Below are 18,775 nucleotides of genomic sequence, written 5' to 3'. Positions count from 1 at the left end.
GCCCCTCGGAACCCGACAGGAGATTGATCATGGCCCAACAAACCATCACGGCTCTCTACGATCGCTATGAGGACGCCAGCGCCGCCGTCGGCGAACTCGAAGGCGTCGGCATCCCGCACGGCGATGTCAGTCTTGTCAGCAACAACGAGGGGGATCGCCATGCCGGCCGCCTCACGGGCGGCGGGCACGGAACCGCCGAGACGGCCGACAGGGCCAAGGACGGCACCGGCGCCGGCGCGACCCTCGGCACCGTCGTGGGCGGCGCCGCCGGCCTTCTTGCGGGTCTCGGCCTGATCGCAATCCCCGGGGTCGGACCGGTGGTGGCCGCCGGCTGGCTCGTCGCCACCCTGACGGGCGCCGGGATCGGTGCGGCGGCGGGCGGCCTTGCCGGCGCGCTCACCGGCGCCGGCGTGAGCGAGACGGATGCGCATGCCTATGGCGAAGGCGTGCGGCGGGGCGGGACGCTCGTCACGGTCCGGATCGCCGAGGCCCGGGCGGTCCCGGCATCGGCCGTGACGGAGATCCTAGAGCGGCACGGCCCGGTCGATCTCGACGAGAAGGCGAGCGCGTGGCGCGCGGAGGGCTGGACGGCCCCGAACCCCGGCACCGGCGCCACCGGCTCGGCGGCGACCCAGGGCCGGGTCCGGGCCTATCCCGCAACCACGGACCTCTGACCGCCGTGCGCTGCGGCGCGCCGGGTCCGATCCCGGCGCGCGGCAGCCCGGCCCGGAGCCGCCCTCGATCGCGTTGCGGCACAGGACACGACGGCCACCTAGTACCAGGGGATCCTATCCCCCTCATCTTGAGGTGCAGCGTGAGCCGCCTCGAAGCAGCCCTCCGGCGGGCCGCGCGATCCCTGAAGCCTCCTTCGACGCCCGCTGACGCGGTCACCCCGGGATGAGGCGAAGGGGTTGGACAGCCGTCCCAGAGGGGTCTGCTGCCGGGTGCAACGCGATCGGTCCAGAAGATGGGCGTCGCCGGCCGAGACAGCGACGACGTACTCCCTCTCCCATGCGAGAGAGGGTTGGGGTGAGGAACGTGACACTTCAGGATCCAACGCTTCCCTCGAAGCGTGACCCGGATTGCACCTCGTCCGGACAGATCTGATCCCTCACCCGGCTCTCTGCGAGATCCCTCCCGCATGGGAGCGCGGACCGGCGCCCCGTCCGGCCCGGGCAGGTTCATTGACCCCGGTGTCGAGCCCGATACCGGCCGTCGCCGCAGCGACGCAACGATGATGGGACGACGTCAGATACTCTGCCCCGGATGCAGGCCCGCCTGGCGCGCAGCATAACGCGCAAAATTGCACGATATTCGCAAGGTCTTACTTCAAAATTTACCTCATCTAAACCTTTGCCCGCCTCAAACAACAAGAAGACCCAACGTGGATCGAAAGAGATCTTATGAACGAGACGCCCGACGAGACGACCGACACCTTAGCCGTTATCACTGCTGAGCTTGTTGCCGCCTATGTGTCGAACAATCCCGTGCCGGTTGCCGAGCTGCCGGCCCTGATCACGCGCGTGCACGGCGCGATCGCCGGCCTCGTCTCCGGCACGCTGACCGCCGACACCGGCGCGGCCGTGCAGGCCGATGTCGAGAAGCCGAGCGCCGCCCAGATCCGCAAGTCGGTCCGCCCCGACGGGATCGTCAGCTTCATCGACGGCAAGACCTACAAGACGCTCAAGCGTCACCTGACCAGCCACGGCCTCGACCCGCGCAGCTACCGCGATCGCTACGGCCTGCCGGCCGACTACCCGATGGTCGCCCCGAGCTACGCCGAGCAGCGCTCCGCCCTGGCCAAGGCGATCGGCCTCGGACAGCCCGGCGCCATGGCCGAGCGCGAGCGCAAGGGCCGCCGGACCGCCTGAACGGTCTCGCTGACATGTCACCCGGCGCGGGTCTTGAAAGCACCCGCGCCGGCGCCGCCGCAGAACGGCGCTCCGGATTCGCCACGCGGAACGGCCCGGCTCCTACGCTACGGCCGTTCCGGTCGCGACGGCCCCGCGGCCTCGGACGCACCCGTCCGGCCCCGTGCATAGCCGTGCGAGATCAGCTGCCCTTGCCGGGCGATGCACCGCTCCGCCTCGGCGAGATCCACGAGCGCGTCCGCGACGGCCGTCACCAGGGCGTGCCATGCATCGCCCCGGGCGGCCCGATGATAGGCCAGGGCGATCCTTTCGGCCTCCCTGAGACTAATCTCCACAGGCGCTTCATCAGGATCTGCGTGCATCGCGGCTCGAATCCGAATAGAACATTTCATGAACAAAGCGCAACGGCCGGGTCGGTTCAACCGCTGCGGCGCTGGGTTCTCGGATCGCTGTGGAGCGCTGTGGATTGGTCGAGGAAACGTCAATGCCGATGCGGCTTTACCGCTTCCACTGCACGGACGGCCACGAGCTGGTGACCGACCTGAGGGGCAGCCGGTTGCCGAACGCGGCGGGGATGCGGGTCCATGCCGAGCGCGTGGCGCTCGCCCTTATGGAGCGAGTGGTCGAGCGGTTCGACTGGTCGGCCTGGCAGGTCGAGGTCTACGACGCGCGGGGTCGCCGCGTCTGGATCAGGGCTTTCCCCGACGTGAACGTCGACGCGAGGGCCGCGTGACGGAGAGACTGCCGGCTCCAGGTCGGGCCGGCGCGCCGAGGAGGTAAGGAGACAGCATGGCGTTCAAGCCGAAATCCGCCGCGGAAACGAAGGCGAAGGATCTGGGCCTCGCGCTCGCCCGGATCGCCGAGGGCGAAGGCCTGCCGGCGAGCATCGGGGTCGATCAGCTGCGGCGCGCGAGCCCCCGGCTGACGCCGCTCGCGGTCGGCCAGATGGTGCGCAAGGAGCGGGACACCGTCGCGGCGACGCTGGCCGAGCGCGGCTTGGCGCTCGTGGATTATTCCGACCAGGGGCCGGGCCGCGGGATGGCGTTCACCATCGACGCGGCGGAATGACCGGCACGCTCAGGCGGCCGCCGGGCGATGGCGCAGCAGGCGGCCGGCGAGGCGGAACGGCAGGAGCGGCAGCTTGAACAGCGCCGTGACCACCAGCACCGCGATGACCGTGAGGAGCGCGAGGACAGAGTTCAGCATGCGGTCGTTCTCCCAGAACTGGGCAGCCCCGCGGGGCTGGTGACGCCACGAGGCGCCCGGAACACGGCGAGACTATGAACGGGGTCGGGTTTATTCGGTCGCAGGTCCCCGACGGAGCGGGACGCGGAAACGATGGCCGGCGCGACCTGTTACCCAGAGAGCGGGTCCCTGCGATCCCGGACGCCCGAGCGGCGGCCACAGAGGACACGCGCGAGAGGACACGCGACATGCGCACGCGCATCGCCGGCGGCTGGGCCGGCTTGGCCCTCATGGCGGCACTGCTGGCGGCCGGGCCGGCCCGCGCGGAGGTGCAGGTGCGCTACGCGGCACCCAAGCGCTTCACCGACGCCGAGAACCGCTTCGCCTCCGGGCAGCCGCTCCGGGTCACCCTGGCCGAGCTGACCCGGATCTTCCAGGATCTCGGCGCCGCCCGGCTCCGGCCGGGGGAACGCCTCGACATCACCGTCCTCGATATCGACCTCGCCGGTTTTGACCGTCCGGGCTTCTCGACGCCGACGGGCGTCCGGGTCGTGACCGACGCCACGCCGCCGCGGATCCGTCTCGCCTACGCCCTGCGCCGCGGCGGCCGCATCGTGGCGCAGGGCGAGGACACGGTCACCGACATCAACTTCCTGCTGACGTCGAACCCGCGTTTCTCGACCGGCGGCCTGTATTACGAGCGCCAGATCCTGCGTGACTGGTTCGCCCGACGCTTCCCGGAGACGGCCAACCGCGGGTAGGCCACCCGCGGGGAACCGGGCCGGCCACCGCTCCTTCTCCTGAGCGACGCGGCGTGATCAGGAGCCCTTCGATGAGCGAGTCCGACCCGAGACCGGCCCGCGACGTGCTGACCGAGGACCCGGCGGGTGCCCGCCCCTATCCGCCGGAGCCCATAGCAAAGCGACCGCAGGGGCCCCGCTCCCCGGGCCAGTCCGAGCCCGGCGACATGGGTGCCTTCGACAACAAGGCTTACGCGGAGCCCCAGCACGAGAGCCCGGCGGGCAACGGCGGGACGGGCTATCGCGGTGCCTGAGCGAAATCCGGGCTGGCCGCGCGCCGGCCCGGTGTGGCTCACCGGCCGCTCGGGGCCGCGGTGCTCCCGGTGACGGCGTTGCCGCCGCTGTCGATAGCGCTCCAGGTGACGTTGTTGAACCGGCTGCCGCTCGGCATCCGGGCGCCGCGCTGCACGCAAGGGGACTGCAGGCATGGGAAGCGTCACCCCTTCGGCCGGGAGGTTCGCCGCCAACCGAAGTCCCGCGTCCCGCCGCGTCCCGGAACACCGCCTGCCAGCCTGGGTTCACCGGGCATCGGCAACCAACACGGAGGCGGCGATGTCGGCACCCGGCACCCTGAAAGAGGTCTATCTCGATGAGATGCAGGATCTCTGGTCGGCCAATGACCAGATGGTCAAGGCCGTGCAGCAGCTCAGCGGGCAGGTCAGCGACGCGAAGCTGAAGCAGATGCTGGAGCATTCCGTCGGCGGCATCCAGAAGCACACGGACGTGCTGAAGAGCCTGATCCAGGCCAACGGTGGCGAGACCAAGCCCGAGCATTGCAAGGGCATGGAGGGTCTCGTGTCCGAGGCGCTGAAGCACGGGATCAAGGAAGCGCCGAGCGACGGCAAGCTGCGCGACGTCGCGATCATCGCGCAGTATCAGCGCATGTCGCATTACGGTCTGGCCGGCTTCGGCTCGGCCGCCGCCTACGCCAAGGCCCTCGGCCGGACCGAGGACGCGTCCAAGCTGAAGCAGGCGGTGGACGAGATCTACAAGGGCGACGCGCTCGCGAGCCAGCTCGCCGAGGCTGTGGAGCGCGCCGCGGCGTAAGCCCGCGCGCGCGCAGGGGCGGCCCTACCAAGGCTTGCGGCCATGTAGTAGCGTCGCGGCCGGGCGGTTTCGGCAACCGGCCCGGCCAATGCTCCATGCCGTCGTGGGATCGCCGCCATCTCTCTCAGTCCCGCGCTCGACCGTGCTGTTGTCCCGGGGTTCGCTCAAGGCATGAACGAGGCGTGGCCCCTTCCGGCTGGCTGCGGCGAACTCGGTGATCTCGTCCGGAACTACAACTGGGCGCAGACGCCCCTGGGCCCGATCACGGGCTGGCCGCAATGCCTGATCTTCGCGGTCAGCACCGTGCTGCTCTCACCGGTGCCGATCGTCCTGCTGTGGGGCGAGGACGGCATCATGATCTACAACGATGCCTATTCGGGCTTCGCCGGCGGCCGGCACCCGCAGCTCCTCGGCTCGAAGGTGCGCGAGGGCTGGCCGGAGGTCGCCGATTTCAACGACAACGTCATGCGCGTGGGGCTCGCCGGCGGCACGCTGTCCTACCGGGATCAGGAACTCACCCTGCACCGCTACGGGCGGCCAGAGCAGGTCTGGATGAACCTCGACTACTCGCCGGTCTTCGACGCGAGCGGGCAGCCCGCCGGCGTCATCGCCATCGTGGTCGAGAGCACCGAACGCGTGCTCGCCGAGCGGCGTCTGCGCGCGAGCGAGGCGCTGTTCCGCACCCTGACCGAGGGGATCCCGCAGCTCATCTGGCGCGCCGCCATCGACGGGACGTGCATCTGGTCGAGCCCGCAATGGCAGGCCTATACCGGCCAGACCGACGTCACGAGCCTGGGCTGGGGCTGGCTGGACGCGGTCCATCCCGACGATTGGGCAACCGCCCAGGCGGCTTGGCGCGACGCGGCAGAGACGGGCCATCTCTCGTACGAGCACCGGCTCTGCAACGCCCCCGAGAACCGCCATTGCTGGTTCCAGACCCGCGCGACGGCGGTCCGCGACGCCGAGGGCCGGATCGTCGAGTGGCTCGGCACCTCGACCGATATCGACGACCTGCGCCAGCTCCAGGAGCGGCAGCAGGTCATGGTCGCCGAGCTGCAGCACCGGACCCGCAACCTGCTCGGGGTCGTGCGGTCCATCGCCAAGCAGACCATGGCGCAGACCGGGCCGGGCGAGACGTTCCGGGAGCGGTTCAACGATCGCCTCTCGGCGCTCTCCCGCGTGCAGGGCCTCCTGTCGCGCTCGGACCAGGAGCCGATCACGCTCCGGGCGCTGATCGAGACGGAACTGGCGGCCCTCGACGCGCCGACCATGCAGGGCCGGATCCGGCTTACGGGGCCGATGGTGCGCCTGCGCAAGGCGACGGTGCAGACCTTCGCGCTGGCTCTGCACGAGCTCGCCACCAACGCGCTGAAATATGGTGCGTTCACCACCCCCCATGGGCGCCTCAACGTGACTTGGCGGACCTTTCCGTCGGAGGACGGGCGCCGGCTGCTGGTCGAGTGGGTCGAAGAAGGCCTCGTCCGCGAGCGGGACATCCAGAGCCCGGTGACGCGGGGCGGCTACGGGCGCGAACTCATCGAGCGGGCGCTGCCCTATGCGCTTAAGGCCAAGACCCGCTACGAACTGGGCGAGACGGCGCTTCACTGCGCGATTGACCTTCCCCTCCCCGCGGGAGAAGCCATCGGGAGCCAAGCATGACCCTGTCCACCCAGGCGCTCACCGGCCGGCGGGTCCTGCTGGTCGAGGATGACTACTTCATCGCCGTCGACCTCAAGAGCTGGTTCGAGGAGGGGGGCGCCCAGGTCCTCGGCCCGGTGCCCAGCGTGAACGAGGCGCTGGCCCTGATCGCCAGCACCGCCGAGATCGACGCCGCGGTGCTCGACATCAACCTGCAGGACGAGCTCGTCTACCCCGTGGCCGACGCCCTGCACGCGCGGGGCGTGCCGTTCCTGTTCGCGACGGGCTACGATCCGGCCGCCGTGCCGCCGCCCCACGGGGCCGTGGCCCTCTGCCAGAAACCGATCGACCCGCAGATCGTCGCCCGGACCCTGTTCGGCTGACCCGCCGGGCAAGCCGGGCGGACAAGCGGCCGGGGAACTTCCGGCCGCGGCGGCGGATAGACCTGCAGCGGCCATCGATGGTCCCAGCCTGCGGGTGTCTTGCTTGCCCAGATCGGCAGATCCTTGAGCGCGTCCCTCGCCTTCGCGCGGCGCCTCGCGTCCGGAACGCCGATCCCCGACCCCGTCGCCCTCGTCGTGGCCCATGCCGACGACGAGACGCTCTGGGCGGGGACCGCCCTGCCCCGCCTGTCCGGGCTGATCCTGATCCACCTCACGGACAGCGCGCCCGCCGACATGGCGGATGCCGCGCGGCTGGGCTTCGCGACCCGCGCGGATTACGCCCGCGCCCGGTCGGACGAACTCGAGGCGGCCCTGGCGGTGCTGGACGCCCGCCCCCGCCGCATCGCCTACGGCCTCCCCGATCAGGAGGCCGTCGCCCACCTGCCGGACCTCGTCGCGCGGCTGGCGCACGACCTGACGGACGTCGCGGCGGTCCTGACGCATCCGTATGAGGGCGGGCACCCCGATCACGACACCGCCGCACTCGCCGTGCGGAAGGCGGCCGCGCGGATCGGCGACCGGACCGGCCGGGCACCGGCCCTGGCGGAGTTCGCCTGCTATCACCGGCACGCGGGCACGCGCCGCTTCGGCCATTTCTGGCCCGACGCGGGCTGCCCCGAACAGGTCAGGCCCCTCGACGCGGCCGAGCGCGCGCGCGTGGCGCAGGCGATCGCGGCCCATCGCAGCCAGGCCGCGGTGATCGACGGCTGGTGCCCGCAGGCCGAGCGCTGGCGGCCCGCACCGGCCTACGATTTCACCGCGCCGCCGCCGCCCGGCGCGAGCCTCTACGACGGGTTCGGCTGGTCGATCACCGCCGCGCGCTGGCGCCGGCTGGCGGAGGCCGTCGCGGCGTGAGCCTGACCGTCGTGAGCGTGGCCTACCCGTTCGCACCGGTCACCGCCGATCCGGCGGGGGGCGCCGAGCAGGTGCTGGCGCAGCTCGACCGGGCGCTGGTGCGGGCCGGCCACCGCGCGCAGGTGATCGCCGCCGCGGGCTCCTGCACGGCGGGAACGCTGACGCCACTGCCGGCGCCGGCGGGCGAGATCACCGAGGTGCATCGCACCGCCCTCTACGAGCGCCTGCAGGCGCTGCTGGCCGAGATCGTCCGCGCGCGTTCCGCCGACCTCATTCACCTGCACGGCCTGGACTTCGACCGGTACCTGCCGCCCCCGGGGGTGCCGGTGCTCGCGACCCTGCACCTGCCGATCGACTGGTACGATCCGGGCGCCCTCCGGCCGGGCCGCCCGGGCACCTGGCTCAATCCGGTCTCCCCCGACCAGGCGCGGCGCGCCCCGCCCGACATCGCGCTGCTGCCGCCGATCCCCAACGGGGTCGACACCGAGGCCTACCGGCCCGGCCCGGCCAAGAAAGCCTACGCGCTGGTGCTCGGCCGCGTCGCCCCCGAGAAGGGCTTCCACCATGCCCTCGACGCCGCCCGGATGGCGGGGGCGCCCCTGATCGCAGCGGGCCGCGTCTTTCCCTACGCGGCCCACCGCAGCTACTTCGAGACCGCGATCGCGCCGCGGCTCGACACCCTGCGCCGCTGGGTCGGCCCGGTGGAGGGCGCGCAGAAGCGCCGGCTGCTCTCGCAGGCGCGCTGCGTCCTGATCCCCTCGACGGCGCCGGAGACGTCCTCGCTGGTGGCCATGGAGGCGCTGGCGAGCGGTACGCCGGTGATCGCCTTCCGGGCTGGCGCCCTGCCGGAGATCGTCACGCACGGCACCACCGGGCTGATCGTCGACACCGTGGTGCAGATGGCCGAGGCGATCCGGACGGTCGGCGCCATCGACCCGGCGGCCTGCCGGCAGGCGGCCTGCGCGCGCTTCGCGCTCCGCCACACCACCGACGCCTATCTCGACCTGTACGCGAGGCTCGCCGCATGACCGATCCGGAGATCCTCGAAGCCTGCGCGCGCGGCGAGATCTCGCCCCAGATCGCCCTGTCCCGCCTGCTGCTATCCGGCCGGGCGATCGACGTCGCGCGGCTCGAACGCGCCGCTGCGGAGCGGCCGGACGCGCCGCCGCTGGCCGCCCTGGCCCGCCTGGCGGAGCGCCACCGCGGCCGCCTCGACGCCCTCGGCCGGCTGGCGCGCTCGGGCCTGTGGCCGGAGGGGGCGGATGTCCGGGCGGCGACGGCGGCTCTGTTCGACCGCCTGGCCGACGAGGCGCCCGAGGCCGGCGTCGCCTTCTACGCGTTCGGCGACCCGGACGACCTCGCCGCCGCCACCGACGAGCTGGTGGCGGTGATCCGCGCCTGGGCCCCGCCGGCGGAACGCCGGGTGGTGGATTTCGGCTGCGGCATCGGCCGGGTGGCGGCCGCGCTCGCCGGCGAGGCCGGACGCGTGCTGGGCCTCGACCTCTCCGCCGGCATGGTCGCCGAGGCCCGCCGACGGGCCGGCGAACGCGGCAACCTGGCTTTCGCGCAGAATGCCGACGGCCTCTGCCCGGTGCCGGACGGCGCCGTGGATCTCCTGATCGCGGTCGACAGCCTGCCCTACGTGGTCCAGGCGGACGGCCTCGACGCCTTCCTGGCGGAAGCCGCGCGGGTGCTGGTCCCGGGCGGCGACCTGCTGGTGTTCAACTGGTCCTACCGGTCCGACCCGGAGCGGGATCACGCCGAGGTCCGGGCGCTGGCCGCCGCCCACGGCTTCGCGGTGCTGCGGGCGGGCGAGCGCCCGTTCAGGATCTGGGACGGCACGGGATTTCACCTGAGGCGGCGCGCGTGACCCGGCAGGAGCATTGGTCCCTGTGGCGGCGCGACCCGCGCGCCACGCCCTTCCAGTCCCCGGCCTGGCTGGAGGCGTGGTGGACGCATCTCGGCGGCGGCGAGCGCCTAGACGCGGCGGTGCGCGACCCGGCCGGCGATCTCGTGGCGGCCCTGCCGCTGTTCGTCTGGCACGATGCCGGCGTGCGCCGGCTCGTGCCGGTCGGGGCCGGACACAGCGATTATTGCGATGCCCTGGTCGTGCCCGGCGCCCCGGTGGACCGGTTGTGGTCCGCGATCCTGGCGACGGCGGACCGGTGGGACGAGCTCCTGCTGCCGGACCTGCGCGCCGATTCCCCGCTCCTCGGACCCGTGCCCGGGGGCTGGCAGGCCCACGACACCGAGGCGGAGATCTGCCCCGTCCTGACGCTGCCCGGCGCGGGTTCGCCGCTCGCGGCCCTCACCAGCACGCAGCGCCGCAAGGTCGTGCATGACCGGCATCGGGCCGGGCGCCTCGGCGGCGTCACCGAGGCGCTCGCCACGCCCGCCGAGATCGGCCCGGCGCTGGACGCGCTGTTCGCGCTGCACGCGGCGCGCTGGGCCCGGGAGGGCCAGCCCGGGGTCCTGGCGGATCCCCGGATCCAGGCCTTCCACCGGAGCGCGGCCCCGGCGCTGGCCGAGGCCGGCCTGCTCCGGATGTCCCTGGTCCGCCGCGAGGCAGCGATCATGGCCGTGCTGTACGGCCTCGCCGACCCGCGCGCCGGCTATTCCTACATCAACGCCGTCGACATGAGCGTCCCGGGGCAGAGCTTCGGCACACTCGCCTTCGCCTGCCTGATCGAGGCGGCCGCGGCGGCGGGGGTCGCGGAGTTCCACTTCCTGCGCGGCGAGGAGCCGTACAAGTACCGCTGGGGCGCCGAGCCGCGCCGGACCGTCCGCCGCACCGTGCGGCGGGCCGGCTAGAACCCTGTGGGCGATTCAAGGATCGCCGACAGGTCGCCACCGGGCGAAACCCGACGCTTGGCACCCGTGGCGGGGGCCGCTTGCGGCGCGGACCGAACCGTTACGTCGCTGGACGCTCTGCGGGCTTGTCCGCGCGGACAGGCCCTGCTGCCCGCAGCAGGGCCGCCTTGTCCCGCGCCTGACGAGCTTCCCGGAGGGCAACGTACAGCTTCTCGATGAGGACATGACCGTCCCAATCGTCAGCGATGCGAATGACGGTGTCGCCGTGCTCAACCTCGAAGAGGCACGGTGCCTGAGGTTCGACCGGCTGGTCGCCGGCCGAGGGGATGGACGCTGATCGCTGGGAGGGCATTGTGGTCTCTCGTCGGTGGTGGACGCGCCGCCCCCGGGGACCTGCCTGGATATGAAAGCGCCGCCGGAATGCGGCGGCTCGGTATGATCGTTGGTCGTGATCGAACGCAGCCGCCCTATGGTGAGGGCGGGCGATAGCTCACGGCGTTGCTGGCGCGACGGATCATGGAGCTGCTTAGGCCAGCTTCCCGGCAACCGTCAACGAGACACAGACCGGGTCCGCCTTTCACGCCCTGCGGATGCGCAGGAGGTTTCGAGCGTCAAGCTCGGTCGACGGGCTCGTCGATGAGGCCGCCGTCTCCGGCGCCGAGCCGGCGGCCGCCCCGGCGGAGAGCGCCCTCGAGATCCCGTTCCAGCAGGCCGGCCACGACGGCCTCGATGTGGTGGGCGATGTCGGTGGCACCGCTCATCTCGCCGAAGCTGCCCCGGGTCATCGGGCCGAAGGCGTAGAGGCCCGGCTGGGGCGCGCCCGCCGCGCCGAGCACGCGGCTGCGGCGGTCGACGGCGAGCCCGAGCCCGACCGCGTCGAGGCGCGCGGTGCCGTCGGCGAGCAGGGCCGCCACCAGCGGGTTGCGCGAGACGTCGCGCTCCGGCCCGGTGCAGAGCACCACCGCATCGAACCGGCGGCGCTCCGTCGCGCCACCCGCCCGCAATTCCGCCTCCAGGCGGCCATCCGCGGCCAGCGCCAGGCCGATCACCGACGCCCGCCGGACGGAGAGCTGCCCCTCCGCCCGGGCCTGCGCGAGGCCGGCCGCGATCTGCGGCGCGATGCGGAACCGGTGCACCTCCCAGAACGGCAGCAGGCGGCGCACGATCCGCCGCTGCTCTGCGGCCGGCAGGGCATTCCAGACGTCGGGCAGGACCTTGCGGAACGAGTCGAGCACCGGTTGCCAGCCCAGGGCGGGATCGACGGCCGCGACCTGCCGCCGAAGCAGGCGCAGCAGATCAAGAGCGGTCCGCGGCCGATCCGGCCCCAGCACGTCGAGACTCGTCAGGAAGACTCCGTGCGCCCTGGGCAGGAGGCCGCGGCGCGACACAGCGGTGATCGCTCCGCGATGGCCGCCCGCCCGGAGGCTCGTCACCACGTCGGCCATGGTGAGCCCGGTGCCGACGACCAGGACCGAGGCCCCGGGCTCGATGGCGGCCAGGGCGTCGACCGCCCAGGGATCCGGGACGAAGCGGCGGGACGCGGCGACGCCCGGACCGAGACGACAGGGCAGAGCCGGCACCGCGTGGCCGAAGCACAGGGCGACGCGGTCCGCCGCGATCCGCTCACCCGTATCCGTGCCCACCATCCAGGCGCCGTTCTGCGGCCGCACTGCGGTGGCCGCCATCCGCAGATGGCGCAGGCGCACCCGGTCGCCGGCCGTCGCGCCTGTCCGGGCAAGCAGGTCCCCGACATAGGCACCGTAGGCAGCGCGCGGCAGGTAGCGCGCCGCCTCGCCCTCCGGCAGGAGGCCCTGCGCGCGAAACCACGCGGTCGCGGCCCCGGACTCGGCGGCGACGTCCATGCGGTCGCTCGGCACATTGATGCGATGGTTCCGGTCCGCCGTGCCGTAGGCCACGCCGCGCCCAAGTTCCGCCCGGGGCTCCAGCACGACGATGTCGAGGGGACCGGCAGCGGCCCGCATCGCATGAATGGCGAGCGCCGCGCCGGTGAAGCCGCCGCCGACGATCACGAGCCGGAGGGCATCCGGAGCGGGCGGTGCGGCGTGCGCGCTCACGAAGCGTCTCCGGGAACGTCCACAGGTCGGTCGGGAAGGCGCCGCGTCGCGATCATCGTGTCGCGCGTGAGCCGGAGCCGCGCCGATGACAAGACCGCCGCGCGAACGGCCGTGACGTTTCACACGTGATCGTGGAGCTCGGGCGCGGGCCGACGGCGCGGCCTCCGCACCTGACCGGCTCGACATTCGGGAACGCCGCTGTGGGCCGGAGCGGCGGACCCGGTCGGGCGGTTGCGCGGTTAGCGGCTCGGGGCGTGCAAGCCACCGTCCGTCACGTCGAGAGGGAATACCGTGGAGCCAGCGAAGCGTCGGGAGTGGCGCGATCTCAAGCCGATCGTGATCGGCCTCGTGGTGATGGGCCTCGTCTTCGCGGGCGGGATCGCGGGGTACTGGACCTGGCAGACGGGGAGCCAACAGCACACCGCCTCGCAGCAGAGTTCCGGGTCGGCCCTGTCGCCGCAGAATCCCGCTCCGGCTGCAGCCCCCGCACGCTGAGCGTCCCGGACGACAGCGGCCTGCGGAAGCCCGCAGCTTCCGAAGGCGCCCCAGGCCCGCTCCCGATGCCGATCGAGGCGCGGTCTCCCGGCCGCGCCTGCCCCCCGCAGAACGGTGAATGTCGGGCGTTTCGGCAGCATTGCCTCGCGACGATGGAGCCTCGTTGCGTCGTCTGACGGTCGGTGTCCCGAACTTCCGGCGACGGTCAGCCGAACAGTTCGCGGGTCGCGCGGGCGTAAGTACTCATCCCACGCCACGATCGCGCGCATCATTTGATGTGGAAGCTGACCTATGGGCCGATAGTATAATAAATATTCGATTTTATAACGTATGAGAGTTTTTGTGTCTGAAAACAGGAAGAGCGAGGCGATCCGAGCCGGCCTGAAAACGGGACAGATCTATTTTGGCGATCCGAAGGAACGCTGCGGCTGCCTGATCTGGAACCTCAACAAGGGCGGAGCCCTGATCGAGGTGGCGTTAGATGGCCCCATCCCACAGAAATTGCGACTGATCTCGGCGGCTCTGGAAGTGGACAAGCTGTGCCACGTCGTCTCGCACGACGGCCGTAAGATCAGCCTGAAGTTCGCGCCCTGACGTTTGCGCTGCGTGATCGTACCCTCCGGCAGGGTGCTGTGGCCCGCACCGAGCCGCGCACGCGGAAAACGGGGCACCGGATAGGCGATGAGCGACTCGCGTTGCATGATCGGAGGAACTGCAGCACTGGGCGAAAGCGCAGATTTATCAATCAGCGCTGTTCCAAAACTCGATACACAACCCGCCGAGACACACTTGGCGGGACCCGGCCTATGGAAAACAGCGTCGCGGAAAGCGAGTGGCTTCCTGATGAGGTGCAGGAGGCCAACGGCGTCGCCTTCCTCCTTGCGAGCGCGGCTTACCTCACGCTCTCCGACGCTTACTTAAGGCTTGAGGGCTCCAAGGGCCTCAAGCTGATGGATGAGATCGAGCGGAATCTCACGGAAGCGCTTCGGCGCTTCGTGACCGAGACGCCTCACGGGGTCGCGCGTCCCGACATCATCCTGATCGCAGCGCGGAAGCTGCGCGCCCTCTTGGAAGCCGGGCGCAAGGTGCCCGCGGGCGCATGCACGCTCCAGTAGAGCAGGAAAGCCTGGGCCCCTCGGCGACCCTGAAGGGGCGCACGCGCCTTTCGCCCGGGGAGGCGCGGAGCGCGCGAACGACGCCGCGGACGCAACAATCGGCGCAATCAGCCGGATACCGGGCTTAACCATAAGCCTGTCCCGACGCGGCCGGTCGCCGGCCACAGGATCGGAAGGGTACGCCATGACCAAGCCAGCCACGATGACCAGCCGGTTCGTCGACGCCGTCGTGACGGCCGCCATGGCCTTCAGCCTGATCGTGCACGCGCAGTTCCTGATCCTGCCGCCGCACGTCGTCTGAACTCCGTCCATCCTGCGACCGCCGCGCGTCGGGCGGTTCCAGCATCGCGGCCTCTGCACGGCCGAATCATCAGCGCCGCCCGGATCGATCGCGCCGCGCGCAACCAGCCATGTGCCTGAAGCACGGCAGGCCGATCAAACCCGACGACGCACGCTTCCGTGATTTGTACGCGGTTGCATACAAACCTAGCGGTTGAGCCTTGCGAACTGACCTGGGGTTCCGGGCATGGATGACACGGCACAAGCCCTCTCGCAGATTGCCGATGCACTCGGCATCTCGATCGAGACCCTCCGGGTCGCGAGACAGCTCAACGACGCGAAGGGCTTGAGCCTGTCAGAGAATGCCGAGTTGATCCGGGCGTTTGAGCAGATCGAGGACGTGGCGGTCCGACGTCGCGTTATCAGCTACGTGCAGGGTGAGGCCAACCGCGCCAGAGTACGCGCCGTGGGTCGGACGCTCAGAGGACCGGCCGCACCTGAGTGACCAAGGCCGCACTCCGTTGTGGTGAGGTCCGCGACGGTGTTTCGTGCAATCCGGACTTCTCGTCCGACCCGCGACAATCTCAGCCCGCCCAGCAAACCGCTGTGGCGGGCTTTCGTCTGCCGCTGAGCCTCGCGTGCAGGCGGAGTCGCCTAGCCCTTCTTCTTGTAGGCCTGGATCGCGTTCTGGCAGCCCGGCGAGAGCTTGGACATGTTCTTGTCGAAGCAGGCCTGCGTCTCTGGACTATCCGCAGGAGGCATGTCGCCACAGAAGGTCGTGAAATCGCCGCTGCATTGCTGCTGCAGCGCGGCTTTGTCCTCTGTCGTCATCGGCGCAGCCAGTGCGATGCCCCCCATGGCCATCGTCAGCGCCAACCCCACTCCAAAACGTAGCATTGTTTCCTCCCGTAGCTGACCCGGTTCGGATCAGCCGCAGGAACGAAGCTGTGCGCTTTTGGGTTGCGGGGCTCGGCGCTCTTCTGTGTCGGGAACACCGCCGGCCTCATCAACGGCGCGGAGCAGATCGCCAGAGGCGCCAGCGATCCCGACCGAGTTCCAGCTCAACCGTCGGGGCACGCGCAATGGTTCTGGCGGCCGCGCGATCCTCGTCCGGCGACAGTCCAACGCGATGAGAGCGGCCGCTCAGCCGCGACGCGGCATCCGGTGCGCGCTGGAGAACAGTCCGATTGGCACGTGCGCAACCGTCAATCCCATCTCATCACGCACGACGAGCGTCCACGAGTTGTTGAGATCGGTGGTACCGAGATCGTCCGCCATTTCGCCGATGACGCCGCGCGCGTCGGTCAGCGCTTGCTCCAGATCTACGGCCTCGACGCCTTCATCGTCCCGGATTGTCTCCCGACCGTTGTCGACGTCGAAATAAAACCGTCTGAGCATTCTTGCCCCCGAACAGCGCTCTTCCCTGGTGCTAACGTAGGTCAACCTGTGCGAAATCGCATAGGGATAGGAACGGAAATCGAGCTACGAGCGTCCCTAAGTCGCGATCGCATGGATTGCGGTACATCTTAAGGCTCTGGAGGCGCCATTATGGCGGTCATTGCTAAAGGAGAGGGGCAAGTCGATTACGGCCTTTCGGATAGGCTCAAAAGACGAGCGCATATCCGCGCCATGCTGTTGCGAGCAAAAAATGAGTTTTCGAAGGATAAGGACGGGCGCGTGAGCGCGCGACCGATGTCCGATTAGCCGCTCGACAGGGCGCTGCGGAGGTCCTTCCGGCGCGTTGATCACGCTATCCGGAGACGGGCGAAGGCACCGCGCGCAGCTTGAATTTCCTGCCGCCGGCCATCCTGACGCTGAGCCGCCTCACGGTTCGGATTGGCTCAAGAGCAGGTTGGCGCCTTGCAGCGCCCCCCACACCCGCCTGTGATCAAGCCCCTTGGATGACCTCGTGCATGCCGAAGCTCGGCCGTTGACGGCCATGGGGCAGATCAAGGTCGGAAGGCGGCCTAAGCGCCTCGCTTCTACTTCGACATCCACGATGGCGAGATCCAGCGTGATGCGGAAGGCCTGCAATGCCAGATTATCGAAGCCGCCCGTGAGAGGGTTATGGCAAGCTTGCCGGATGTCGCAGAGCTGATCACCTCAAACGACGGCGACAACCAAGCCGTTACGGTGATGGTCCGTGATGAGGAAGGCAGCCAGATCTACGCGGGGACGCTGACCTTCACGGGGCGCCGGCTGAACGGCGCGGCGTCTCGCTAGTCTCTGATCAGCCGACGGCGGTTCTCATCAGAGATCGGTTATGTTGCCCGCATGGAACCGGGCGAAACCGAGATCGAGATGCTGCGGCGGCATGTTCGCGAAGGTGCAGAGCACGTCGCGAAGCAGCGCGCGCTCGTCGCTCGCCTCAGAGCAGACGGATTGCCTGTCGAGGAGGCCACGGGCCTTCTGCTCACCTTCGAAGACCTGCAGCGCCAACACGAGGCGCATCGTGCCGAGGCTGAACGGGCATAGCGCATCCCTACGGCCGCGGGGGCGATCGGTCGCTCCCCCGCCCCGCGAGCAGCTCGGGGCGGGTCCAAGTGGGCGGCGCGTCCCGATGCGCGGGCGCCACCTTGCGCCCCAACGCGGTCTCGGCGGTGGTCACCGTGGCATCGGGCGCACCGCCTGCCGGGGGACACGCTCCCCCGCCTCGGCTGCGCGGCGCGACCGCGAGCCGCCAAACCGGCCGCCGTTCCAGACCAGATAACCGAGTCCGACCGCCACGCCGGCGAGCGTCGCAACGAGGGCGACCTCGCTCGACAGGCCCCCCGGCACGGTGCGCCGCCGGCGCGTCCGAAGGGCGTTGGTCTTGGCGCGCACGAAAGCCCGTGTCGCCGCGGCGACCTCCTCGGGCCCGAGAAGGGTCTGGGCTGCCGGGACCAGCTCGTGAACATGGCGGTGCAGGTGCTGATCCACGAGGAACGTGACATCCTCGAAGGTGTCGAGCCAGCCGGCCGAGTTTCTCCGCGAATAGCGGGCGAGCTGCTGCAACTGGCGCCTGAACTCCGCGTGGCCGCGGTGCAGGTCTTCAATCAGCGCGCGTGTCTGGCTCTCGCGGCTCAGGGGACCGTAGAGGCTGGCGTCGAGGGCGACCGCATGCAGGTCCAGCTCAGCCATGAGATCGGACAGCATCTGCTCTCGGCCGCCGACCGCGCCGGGATCGTTGAGAGCGTAAGGGATCTCGCGGATCAGGCCACCGATGTTCTCGTGATCGCGCTCGATGAGCTGCCAAATGTCCATGCACGTCTCCCTTGTCGATGGCGTCGCAACAGCTTCGAACAACCCACCCGCACGGACCGTTCCTACCGGCCGCTGAAGAAATGGGCCGACGCGCAAGCCTTCTCGGCCGGGTCCGGCCTCGGTGTCGGGCCTCCCCGCCTGCGGATCATCGACCGCCCAGGCCCGACGCGGGCGCAGCGCGGCACCGGCGTGCAGGCTTGAAGCCGATGGGCGTGGGGGGAACGCGCTTGCGTCTGCGCAAGTTCTTGTCGGCATCAACGGGAGCACCAGCATGCACATCGTCGGACGCGCATCCATCGTCGCCGTCACGGCCCTCATGAGTGTCGGAGCGGCCGAGGCCAAGGGCTGCATCAAGGGCGCGATCATCGGCGGCCTCGCCGGCCATTATCTGGCCGAGCGCGGCGTGGTCGGCGCGGTCGCCGGATGCCTGACCGGACGGGCTCTGGCCAACCGTCAGGCGCGGCGCGAGATCGATTACGGCGCACGCGTTCAGCCGCGTGGAACCGGCTACGGCCCACCTCAGGCTTACCCGCGCCGGGACTACTCTTACTGACTTGGCGGGCAAGGCCGCGCTCTCAGCCGGCACAACGCCCGGGTCGCACCCACGCGGGCGCCGCGGCCCAGCCTTGCCATGCGCGGGCCTCATCCCGTCGTTGGATGTGCCTGCAGGGTAATGGCCCGCGGGCGAGCCTGTTTGCGCTCGCCTGACGGGAACGCGAATGACCCGGGACCGGAAGGGGCCGGGTTTTGTGCCTTGACGAGACGCCCTCAAACGTTGTCAAAGTCGCGCCAGACGCACGGAAACCGCCAAATTCCTCAATGGTTTCCGTGTGCCTGCCGGTGTAGCACAGCGGTAGTGCAGCGGTTTTGTAAACCGAAGGTCGGGAGTTCGATCCTCTCCACCGGCACCAGTCCTTA

Annotated in this window: 26 protein-coding genes, 1 tRNA gene and 1 pseudogene; 21 read left to right on the top strand and 7 right to left on the bottom strand. The window is 70.3% G+C overall.

The genetic code is table 11. The features are described from left to right. Nucleotides 1-29: 29 nt before the first annotated feature. Together AC3WSN_RS24525 and AC3WSN_RS24520 are read left to right on the top strand one after the other, a co-directional pair. The gene (locus AC3WSN_RS24525) at nucleotides 30-674 is read left to right on the top strand and encodes a hypothetical protein (RefSeq protein ID WP_192709567.1); all 645 of its coding nucleotides are present in this window, start codon (nucleotides 30-32) and stop codon (nucleotides 672-674) included. Between the two features lie 729 nt (nucleotides 675-1,403). Next, on the top strand, nucleotides 1,404-1,871 hold the full coding sequence (locus AC3WSN_RS24520) for a Ros/MucR family transcriptional regulator (protein ID WP_492541528.1): 468 nt from the start codon (nucleotides 1,404-1,406) through the stop codon (nucleotides 1,869-1,871). Between the two features lie 107 nt (nucleotides 1,872-1,978). On the opposite strand, the gene AC3WSN_RS24515 is transcribed toward AC3WSN_RS24520, so the two are convergent. Next, entirely contained in the window at nucleotides 1,979-2,206 is a 228-nt protein-coding gene (locus tag AC3WSN_RS24515) for a hypothetical protein (RefSeq protein WP_492541526.1), read from the bottom strand. 149 nt (nucleotides 2,207-2,355) lie between these two features. Between AC3WSN_RS24515 and AC3WSN_RS24510 the strand changes: the two genes are divergently transcribed. Then, the gene (locus AC3WSN_RS24510; RefSeq protein ID WP_192709570.1) at nucleotides 2,356-2,604 is read left to right on the top strand and encodes a DUF6894 family protein; all 249 of its coding nucleotides are present in this window, start codon (nucleotides 2,356-2,358) and stop codon (nucleotides 2,602-2,604) included. A gap of 56 nt (nucleotides 2,605-2,660) precedes the next feature. Continuing rightward, the gene (locus AC3WSN_RS24505) at nucleotides 2,661-2,939 is read left to right on the top strand and encodes an adenylosuccinate synthase (protein WP_192709571.1); all 279 of its coding nucleotides are present in this window, start codon (nucleotides 2,661-2,663) and stop codon (nucleotides 2,937-2,939) included. Nucleotides 2,940-2,948: 9 nt separating this feature from the next. Here the strand turns inward: AC3WSN_RS24505 and AC3WSN_RS24500 are convergent, their stop codons facing one another. Beyond that, nucleotides 2,949-3,077 carry a hypothetical protein gene (locus AC3WSN_RS24500; RefSeq protein WP_283214895.1) on the bottom strand — a complete coding sequence of 43 codons (129 nt, stop codon included), beginning with the start codon at nucleotides 3,075-3,077 and terminating at the stop codon, nucleotides 2,949-2,951. Nucleotides 3,078-3,304: 227 nt separating this feature from the next. On the opposite strand from AC3WSN_RS24500, the gene AC3WSN_RS24495 reads away from it, so the two are divergent. From AC3WSN_RS24495 to AC3WSN_RS24455, 9 genes are all read left to right on the top strand, one after another. Then, a complete protein-coding gene (locus tag AC3WSN_RS24495; RefSeq protein ID WP_492541524.1) occupies nucleotides 3,305-3,817 on the top strand; it encodes a DUF3016 domain-containing protein in 513 nt (170 codons plus the stop codon). Nucleotides 3,818-3,888: 71 nt separating this feature from the next. Then, nucleotides 3,889-4,110 carry a hypothetical protein gene (locus AC3WSN_RS24490; protein WP_492541523.1) on the top strand — a complete coding sequence of 74 codons (222 nt, stop codon included), beginning with the start codon at nucleotides 3,889-3,891 and terminating at the stop codon, nucleotides 4,108-4,110. Between the two features lie 298 nt (nucleotides 4,111-4,408). Next, nucleotides 4,409-4,903 (top strand): ferritin-like domain-containing protein, encoded by a 495-nt coding sequence (locus AC3WSN_RS24485; protein ID WP_492541521.1) that lies wholly within the window; start codon nucleotides 4,409-4,411, stop codon nucleotides 4,901-4,903. Between the two features lie 171 nt (nucleotides 4,904-5,074). Continuing rightward, nucleotides 5,075-6,562 carry a sensor histidine kinase gene (locus tag AC3WSN_RS24480; protein WP_492541519.1) on the top strand — a complete coding sequence of 496 codons (1,488 nt, stop codon included), beginning with the start codon at nucleotides 5,075-5,077 and terminating at the stop codon, nucleotides 6,560-6,562. Beyond that, entirely contained in the window at nucleotides 6,559-6,924 is a 366-nt protein-coding gene (locus AC3WSN_RS24475; protein WP_192709576.1) for a response regulator, read from the top strand. Before AC3WSN_RS24480 ends, AC3WSN_RS24475 begins: the two co-directional genes overlap by 4 nt. Nucleotides 6,925-7,047: 123 nt before the next feature. Continuing rightward, nucleotides 7,048-7,839 (top strand): PIG-L deacetylase family protein, encoded by a 792-nt coding sequence (locus AC3WSN_RS24470; protein WP_492541517.1) that lies wholly within the window; start codon nucleotides 7,048-7,050, stop codon nucleotides 7,837-7,839. Further along, the gene (locus AC3WSN_RS24465) at nucleotides 7,836-8,867 is read left to right on the top strand and encodes a glycosyltransferase (protein WP_492541515.1); all 1,032 of its coding nucleotides are present in this window, start codon (nucleotides 7,836-7,838) and stop codon (nucleotides 8,865-8,867) included. Before AC3WSN_RS24470 ends, AC3WSN_RS24465 begins: the two co-directional genes overlap by 4 nt. Then, complete coding sequence (locus AC3WSN_RS24460) at nucleotides 8,864-9,709, top strand: class I SAM-dependent methyltransferase (protein WP_492541513.1); 846 nt, start codon at nucleotides 8,864-8,866, stop codon at nucleotides 9,707-9,709. Before AC3WSN_RS24465 ends, AC3WSN_RS24460 begins: the two co-directional genes overlap by 4 nt. Next, nucleotides 9,706-10,650: a GNAT family N-acetyltransferase gene (locus tag AC3WSN_RS24455; RefSeq protein ID WP_492541511.1), complete on the top strand. Its 945-nt coding sequence runs from the start codon at nucleotides 9,706-9,708 to the stop codon at nucleotides 10,648-10,650. Before AC3WSN_RS24460 ends, AC3WSN_RS24455 begins: the two co-directional genes overlap by 4 nt. A 611-nt stretch (nucleotides 10,651-11,261) precedes the next feature. Here the strand turns inward: AC3WSN_RS24455 and AC3WSN_RS24450 are convergent. Beyond that, nucleotides 11,262-12,725, bottom strand: a complete 1,464-nt coding sequence (locus AC3WSN_RS24450) for an FAD/NAD(P)-binding protein (protein ID WP_492541509.1) — start codon at nucleotides 12,723-12,725, stop codon at nucleotides 11,262-11,264. Between the two features lie 291 nt (nucleotides 12,726-13,016). Here AC3WSN_RS24450 and AC3WSN_RS24445 point away from each other — a divergent pair, with 291 nt between their 5' ends. The 4 genes from AC3WSN_RS24445 (at nucleotide 13,017) to AC3WSN_RS24430 (ending at nucleotide 15,119) form a co-directional block, all read left to right on the top strand. Further along, nucleotides 13,017-13,220 (top strand): flagellar basal body-associated FliL family protein, encoded by a 204-nt coding sequence (locus AC3WSN_RS24445; RefSeq protein ID WP_192709582.1) that lies wholly within the window; start codon nucleotides 13,017-13,019, stop codon nucleotides 13,218-13,220. 342 nt (nucleotides 13,221-13,562) lie between these two features. Next, nucleotides 13,563-13,814, top strand: coding sequence for a hypothetical protein (locus tag AC3WSN_RS24440; RefSeq protein ID WP_492541507.1), 252 nt, complete (start codon nucleotides 13,563-13,565; stop codon nucleotides 13,812-13,814). A 212-nt stretch (nucleotides 13,815-14,026) separates the two neighbouring features. Continuing rightward, nucleotides 14,027-14,335 carry a hypothetical protein gene (locus AC3WSN_RS24435; RefSeq protein WP_492541505.1) on the top strand — a complete coding sequence of 103 codons (309 nt, stop codon included), beginning with the start codon at nucleotides 14,027-14,029 and terminating at the stop codon, nucleotides 14,333-14,335. 526 nt (nucleotides 14,336-14,861) lie between these two features. After that, complete coding sequence (locus AC3WSN_RS24430) at nucleotides 14,862-15,119, top strand: hypothetical protein (RefSeq protein ID WP_192709585.1); 258 nt, start codon at nucleotides 14,862-14,864, stop codon at nucleotides 15,117-15,119. 149 nt (nucleotides 15,120-15,268) lie between these two features. On the opposite strand, the gene AC3WSN_RS24425 is transcribed toward AC3WSN_RS24430, so the two are convergent. Beyond that, the gene (locus tag AC3WSN_RS24425; protein WP_373622845.1) at nucleotides 15,269-15,496 is read right to left on the bottom strand and encodes a hypothetical protein; all 228 of its coding nucleotides are present in this window, start codon (nucleotides 15,494-15,496) and stop codon (nucleotides 15,269-15,271) included. Nucleotides 15,497-15,757: 261 nt separating this feature from the next. Continuing rightward, nucleotides 15,758-16,012, bottom strand: a complete 255-nt coding sequence (locus AC3WSN_RS24420; protein WP_492541503.1) for a DUF6894 family protein — start codon at nucleotides 16,010-16,012, stop codon at nucleotides 15,758-15,760. Nucleotides 16,013-16,603: 591 nt separating this feature from the next. Between AC3WSN_RS24420 and AC3WSN_RS24415 the strand changes: the two are divergent. Continuing rightward, nucleotides 16,604-16,837 (top strand): annotated as a pseudogene (locus AC3WSN_RS24415) (DUF6894 family protein); the annotation flags it as partial. 27 nt (nucleotides 16,838-16,864) lie between these two features. Here the strand turns inward: AC3WSN_RS24415 and AC3WSN_RS24410 are convergent. Together AC3WSN_RS24410 and AC3WSN_RS24405 are read right to left on the bottom strand one after the other, a co-directional pair. Next, nucleotides 16,865-17,056, bottom strand: a complete 192-nt coding sequence (locus AC3WSN_RS24410) for a hypothetical protein (RefSeq protein ID WP_492541501.1) — start codon at nucleotides 17,054-17,056, stop codon at nucleotides 16,865-16,867. Between the two features lie 162 nt (nucleotides 17,057-17,218). Continuing rightward, nucleotides 17,219-17,797: a hemerythrin domain-containing protein gene (locus AC3WSN_RS24405; protein WP_492543236.1), complete on the bottom strand. Its 579-nt coding sequence runs from the start codon at nucleotides 17,795-17,797 to the stop codon at nucleotides 17,219-17,221. On the opposite strand from AC3WSN_RS24405, the gene AC3WSN_RS24400 reads away from it, so the two are divergent. From AC3WSN_RS24400 to AC3WSN_RS24390, 3 genes are all read left to right on the top strand, one after another. Beyond that, nucleotides 17,714-18,058, top strand: coding sequence for a hypothetical protein (locus AC3WSN_RS24400; protein ID WP_492543350.1), 345 nt, complete (start codon nucleotides 17,714-17,716; stop codon nucleotides 18,056-18,058). The two genes, AC3WSN_RS24405 and AC3WSN_RS24400, sit on opposite strands and share 84 nt — an antisense overlap. A gap of 70 nt (nucleotides 18,059-18,128) precedes the next feature. After that, the gene (locus AC3WSN_RS24395; protein ID WP_492541499.1) at nucleotides 18,129-18,410 is read left to right on the top strand and encodes a hypothetical protein; all 282 of its coding nucleotides are present in this window, start codon (nucleotides 18,129-18,131) and stop codon (nucleotides 18,408-18,410) included. A gap of 283 nt (nucleotides 18,411-18,693) precedes the next feature. Further along, a tRNA-Thr gene (locus tag AC3WSN_RS24390) sits at nucleotides 18,694-18,768 on the top strand. The last annotated feature ends 7 nt before the right edge of the window (nucleotides 18,769-18,775 follow it).

The organism is Methylobacterium sp. FW102-HT35C08, assembly GCF_058790235.1.
Note: the sequence above shows the minus strand (reverse complement) of the source record. Positions and strands in the feature narration are given on the sequence as shown.

Excerpts from the sequence above, each read along its gene's own strand:
- AC3WSN_RS24500 (WP_283214895.1), bottom strand. The coding sequence starts at position 3,077 with ATGCTGAACTCTGTCCTCGCGCTCCTCACGGTCATCGCGGTGCTGGTG.
- AC3WSN_RS24395 (WP_492541499.1), top strand. The coding sequence starts at position 18,129 with ATGCACATCGTCGGACGCGCATCCATCGTCGCCGTCACGGCCCTCATG.
- AC3WSN_RS24510 (WP_192709570.1), top strand. The coding sequence starts at position 2,356 with ATGCCGATGCGGCTTTACCGCTTCCACTGCACGGACGGCCACGAGCTG.
- AC3WSN_RS24400 (WP_492543350.1), top strand. The coding sequence starts at position 17,714 with ATGCAGGTCCAGCTCAGCCATGAGATCGGACAGCATCTGCTCTCGGCC.
- AC3WSN_RS24435 (WP_492541505.1), top strand. The coding sequence starts at position 14,027 with ATGGAAAACAGCGTCGCGGAAAGCGAGTGGCTTCCTGATGAGGTGCAG.
- AC3WSN_RS24505 (WP_192709571.1), top strand. The coding sequence starts at position 2,661 with ATGGCGTTCAAGCCGAAATCCGCCGCGGAAACGAAGGCGAAGGATCTG.
- AC3WSN_RS24485 (WP_492541521.1), top strand. The coding sequence starts at position 4,409 with ATGTCGGCACCCGGCACCCTGAAAGAGGTCTATCTCGATGAGATGCAG.
- AC3WSN_RS24420 (WP_492541503.1), bottom strand. The coding sequence starts at position 16,012 with ATGCTCAGACGGTTTTATTTCGACGTCGACAACGGTCGGGAGACAATC.
- AC3WSN_RS24480 (WP_492541519.1), top strand. The coding sequence starts at position 5,075 with ATGAACGAGGCGTGGCCCCTTCCGGCTGGCTGCGGCGAACTCGGTGAT.
- AC3WSN_RS24475 (WP_192709576.1), top strand. The coding sequence starts at position 6,559 with ATGACCCTGTCCACCCAGGCGCTCACCGGCCGGCGGGTCCTGCTGGTC.
- AC3WSN_RS24490 (WP_492541523.1), top strand. The coding sequence starts at position 3,889 with ATGAGCGAGTCCGACCCGAGACCGGCCCGCGACGTGCTGACCGAGGAC.
- AC3WSN_RS24495 (WP_492541524.1), top strand. The coding sequence starts at position 3,305 with ATGCGCACGCGCATCGCCGGCGGCTGGGCCGGCTTGGCCCTCATGGCG.
- AC3WSN_RS24460 (WP_492541513.1), top strand. The coding sequence starts at position 8,864 with ATGACCGATCCGGAGATCCTCGAAGCCTGCGCGCGCGGCGAGATCTCG.
- AC3WSN_RS24525 (WP_192709567.1), top strand. The coding sequence starts at position 30 with ATGGCCCAACAAACCATCACGGCTCTCTACGATCGCTATGAGGACGCC.
- AC3WSN_RS24520 (WP_492541528.1), top strand. The coding sequence starts at position 1,404 with ATGAACGAGACGCCCGACGAGACGACCGACACCTTAGCCGTTATCACT.
- AC3WSN_RS24430 (WP_192709585.1), top strand. The coding sequence starts at position 14,862 with ATGGATGACACGGCACAAGCCCTCTCGCAGATTGCCGATGCACTCGGC.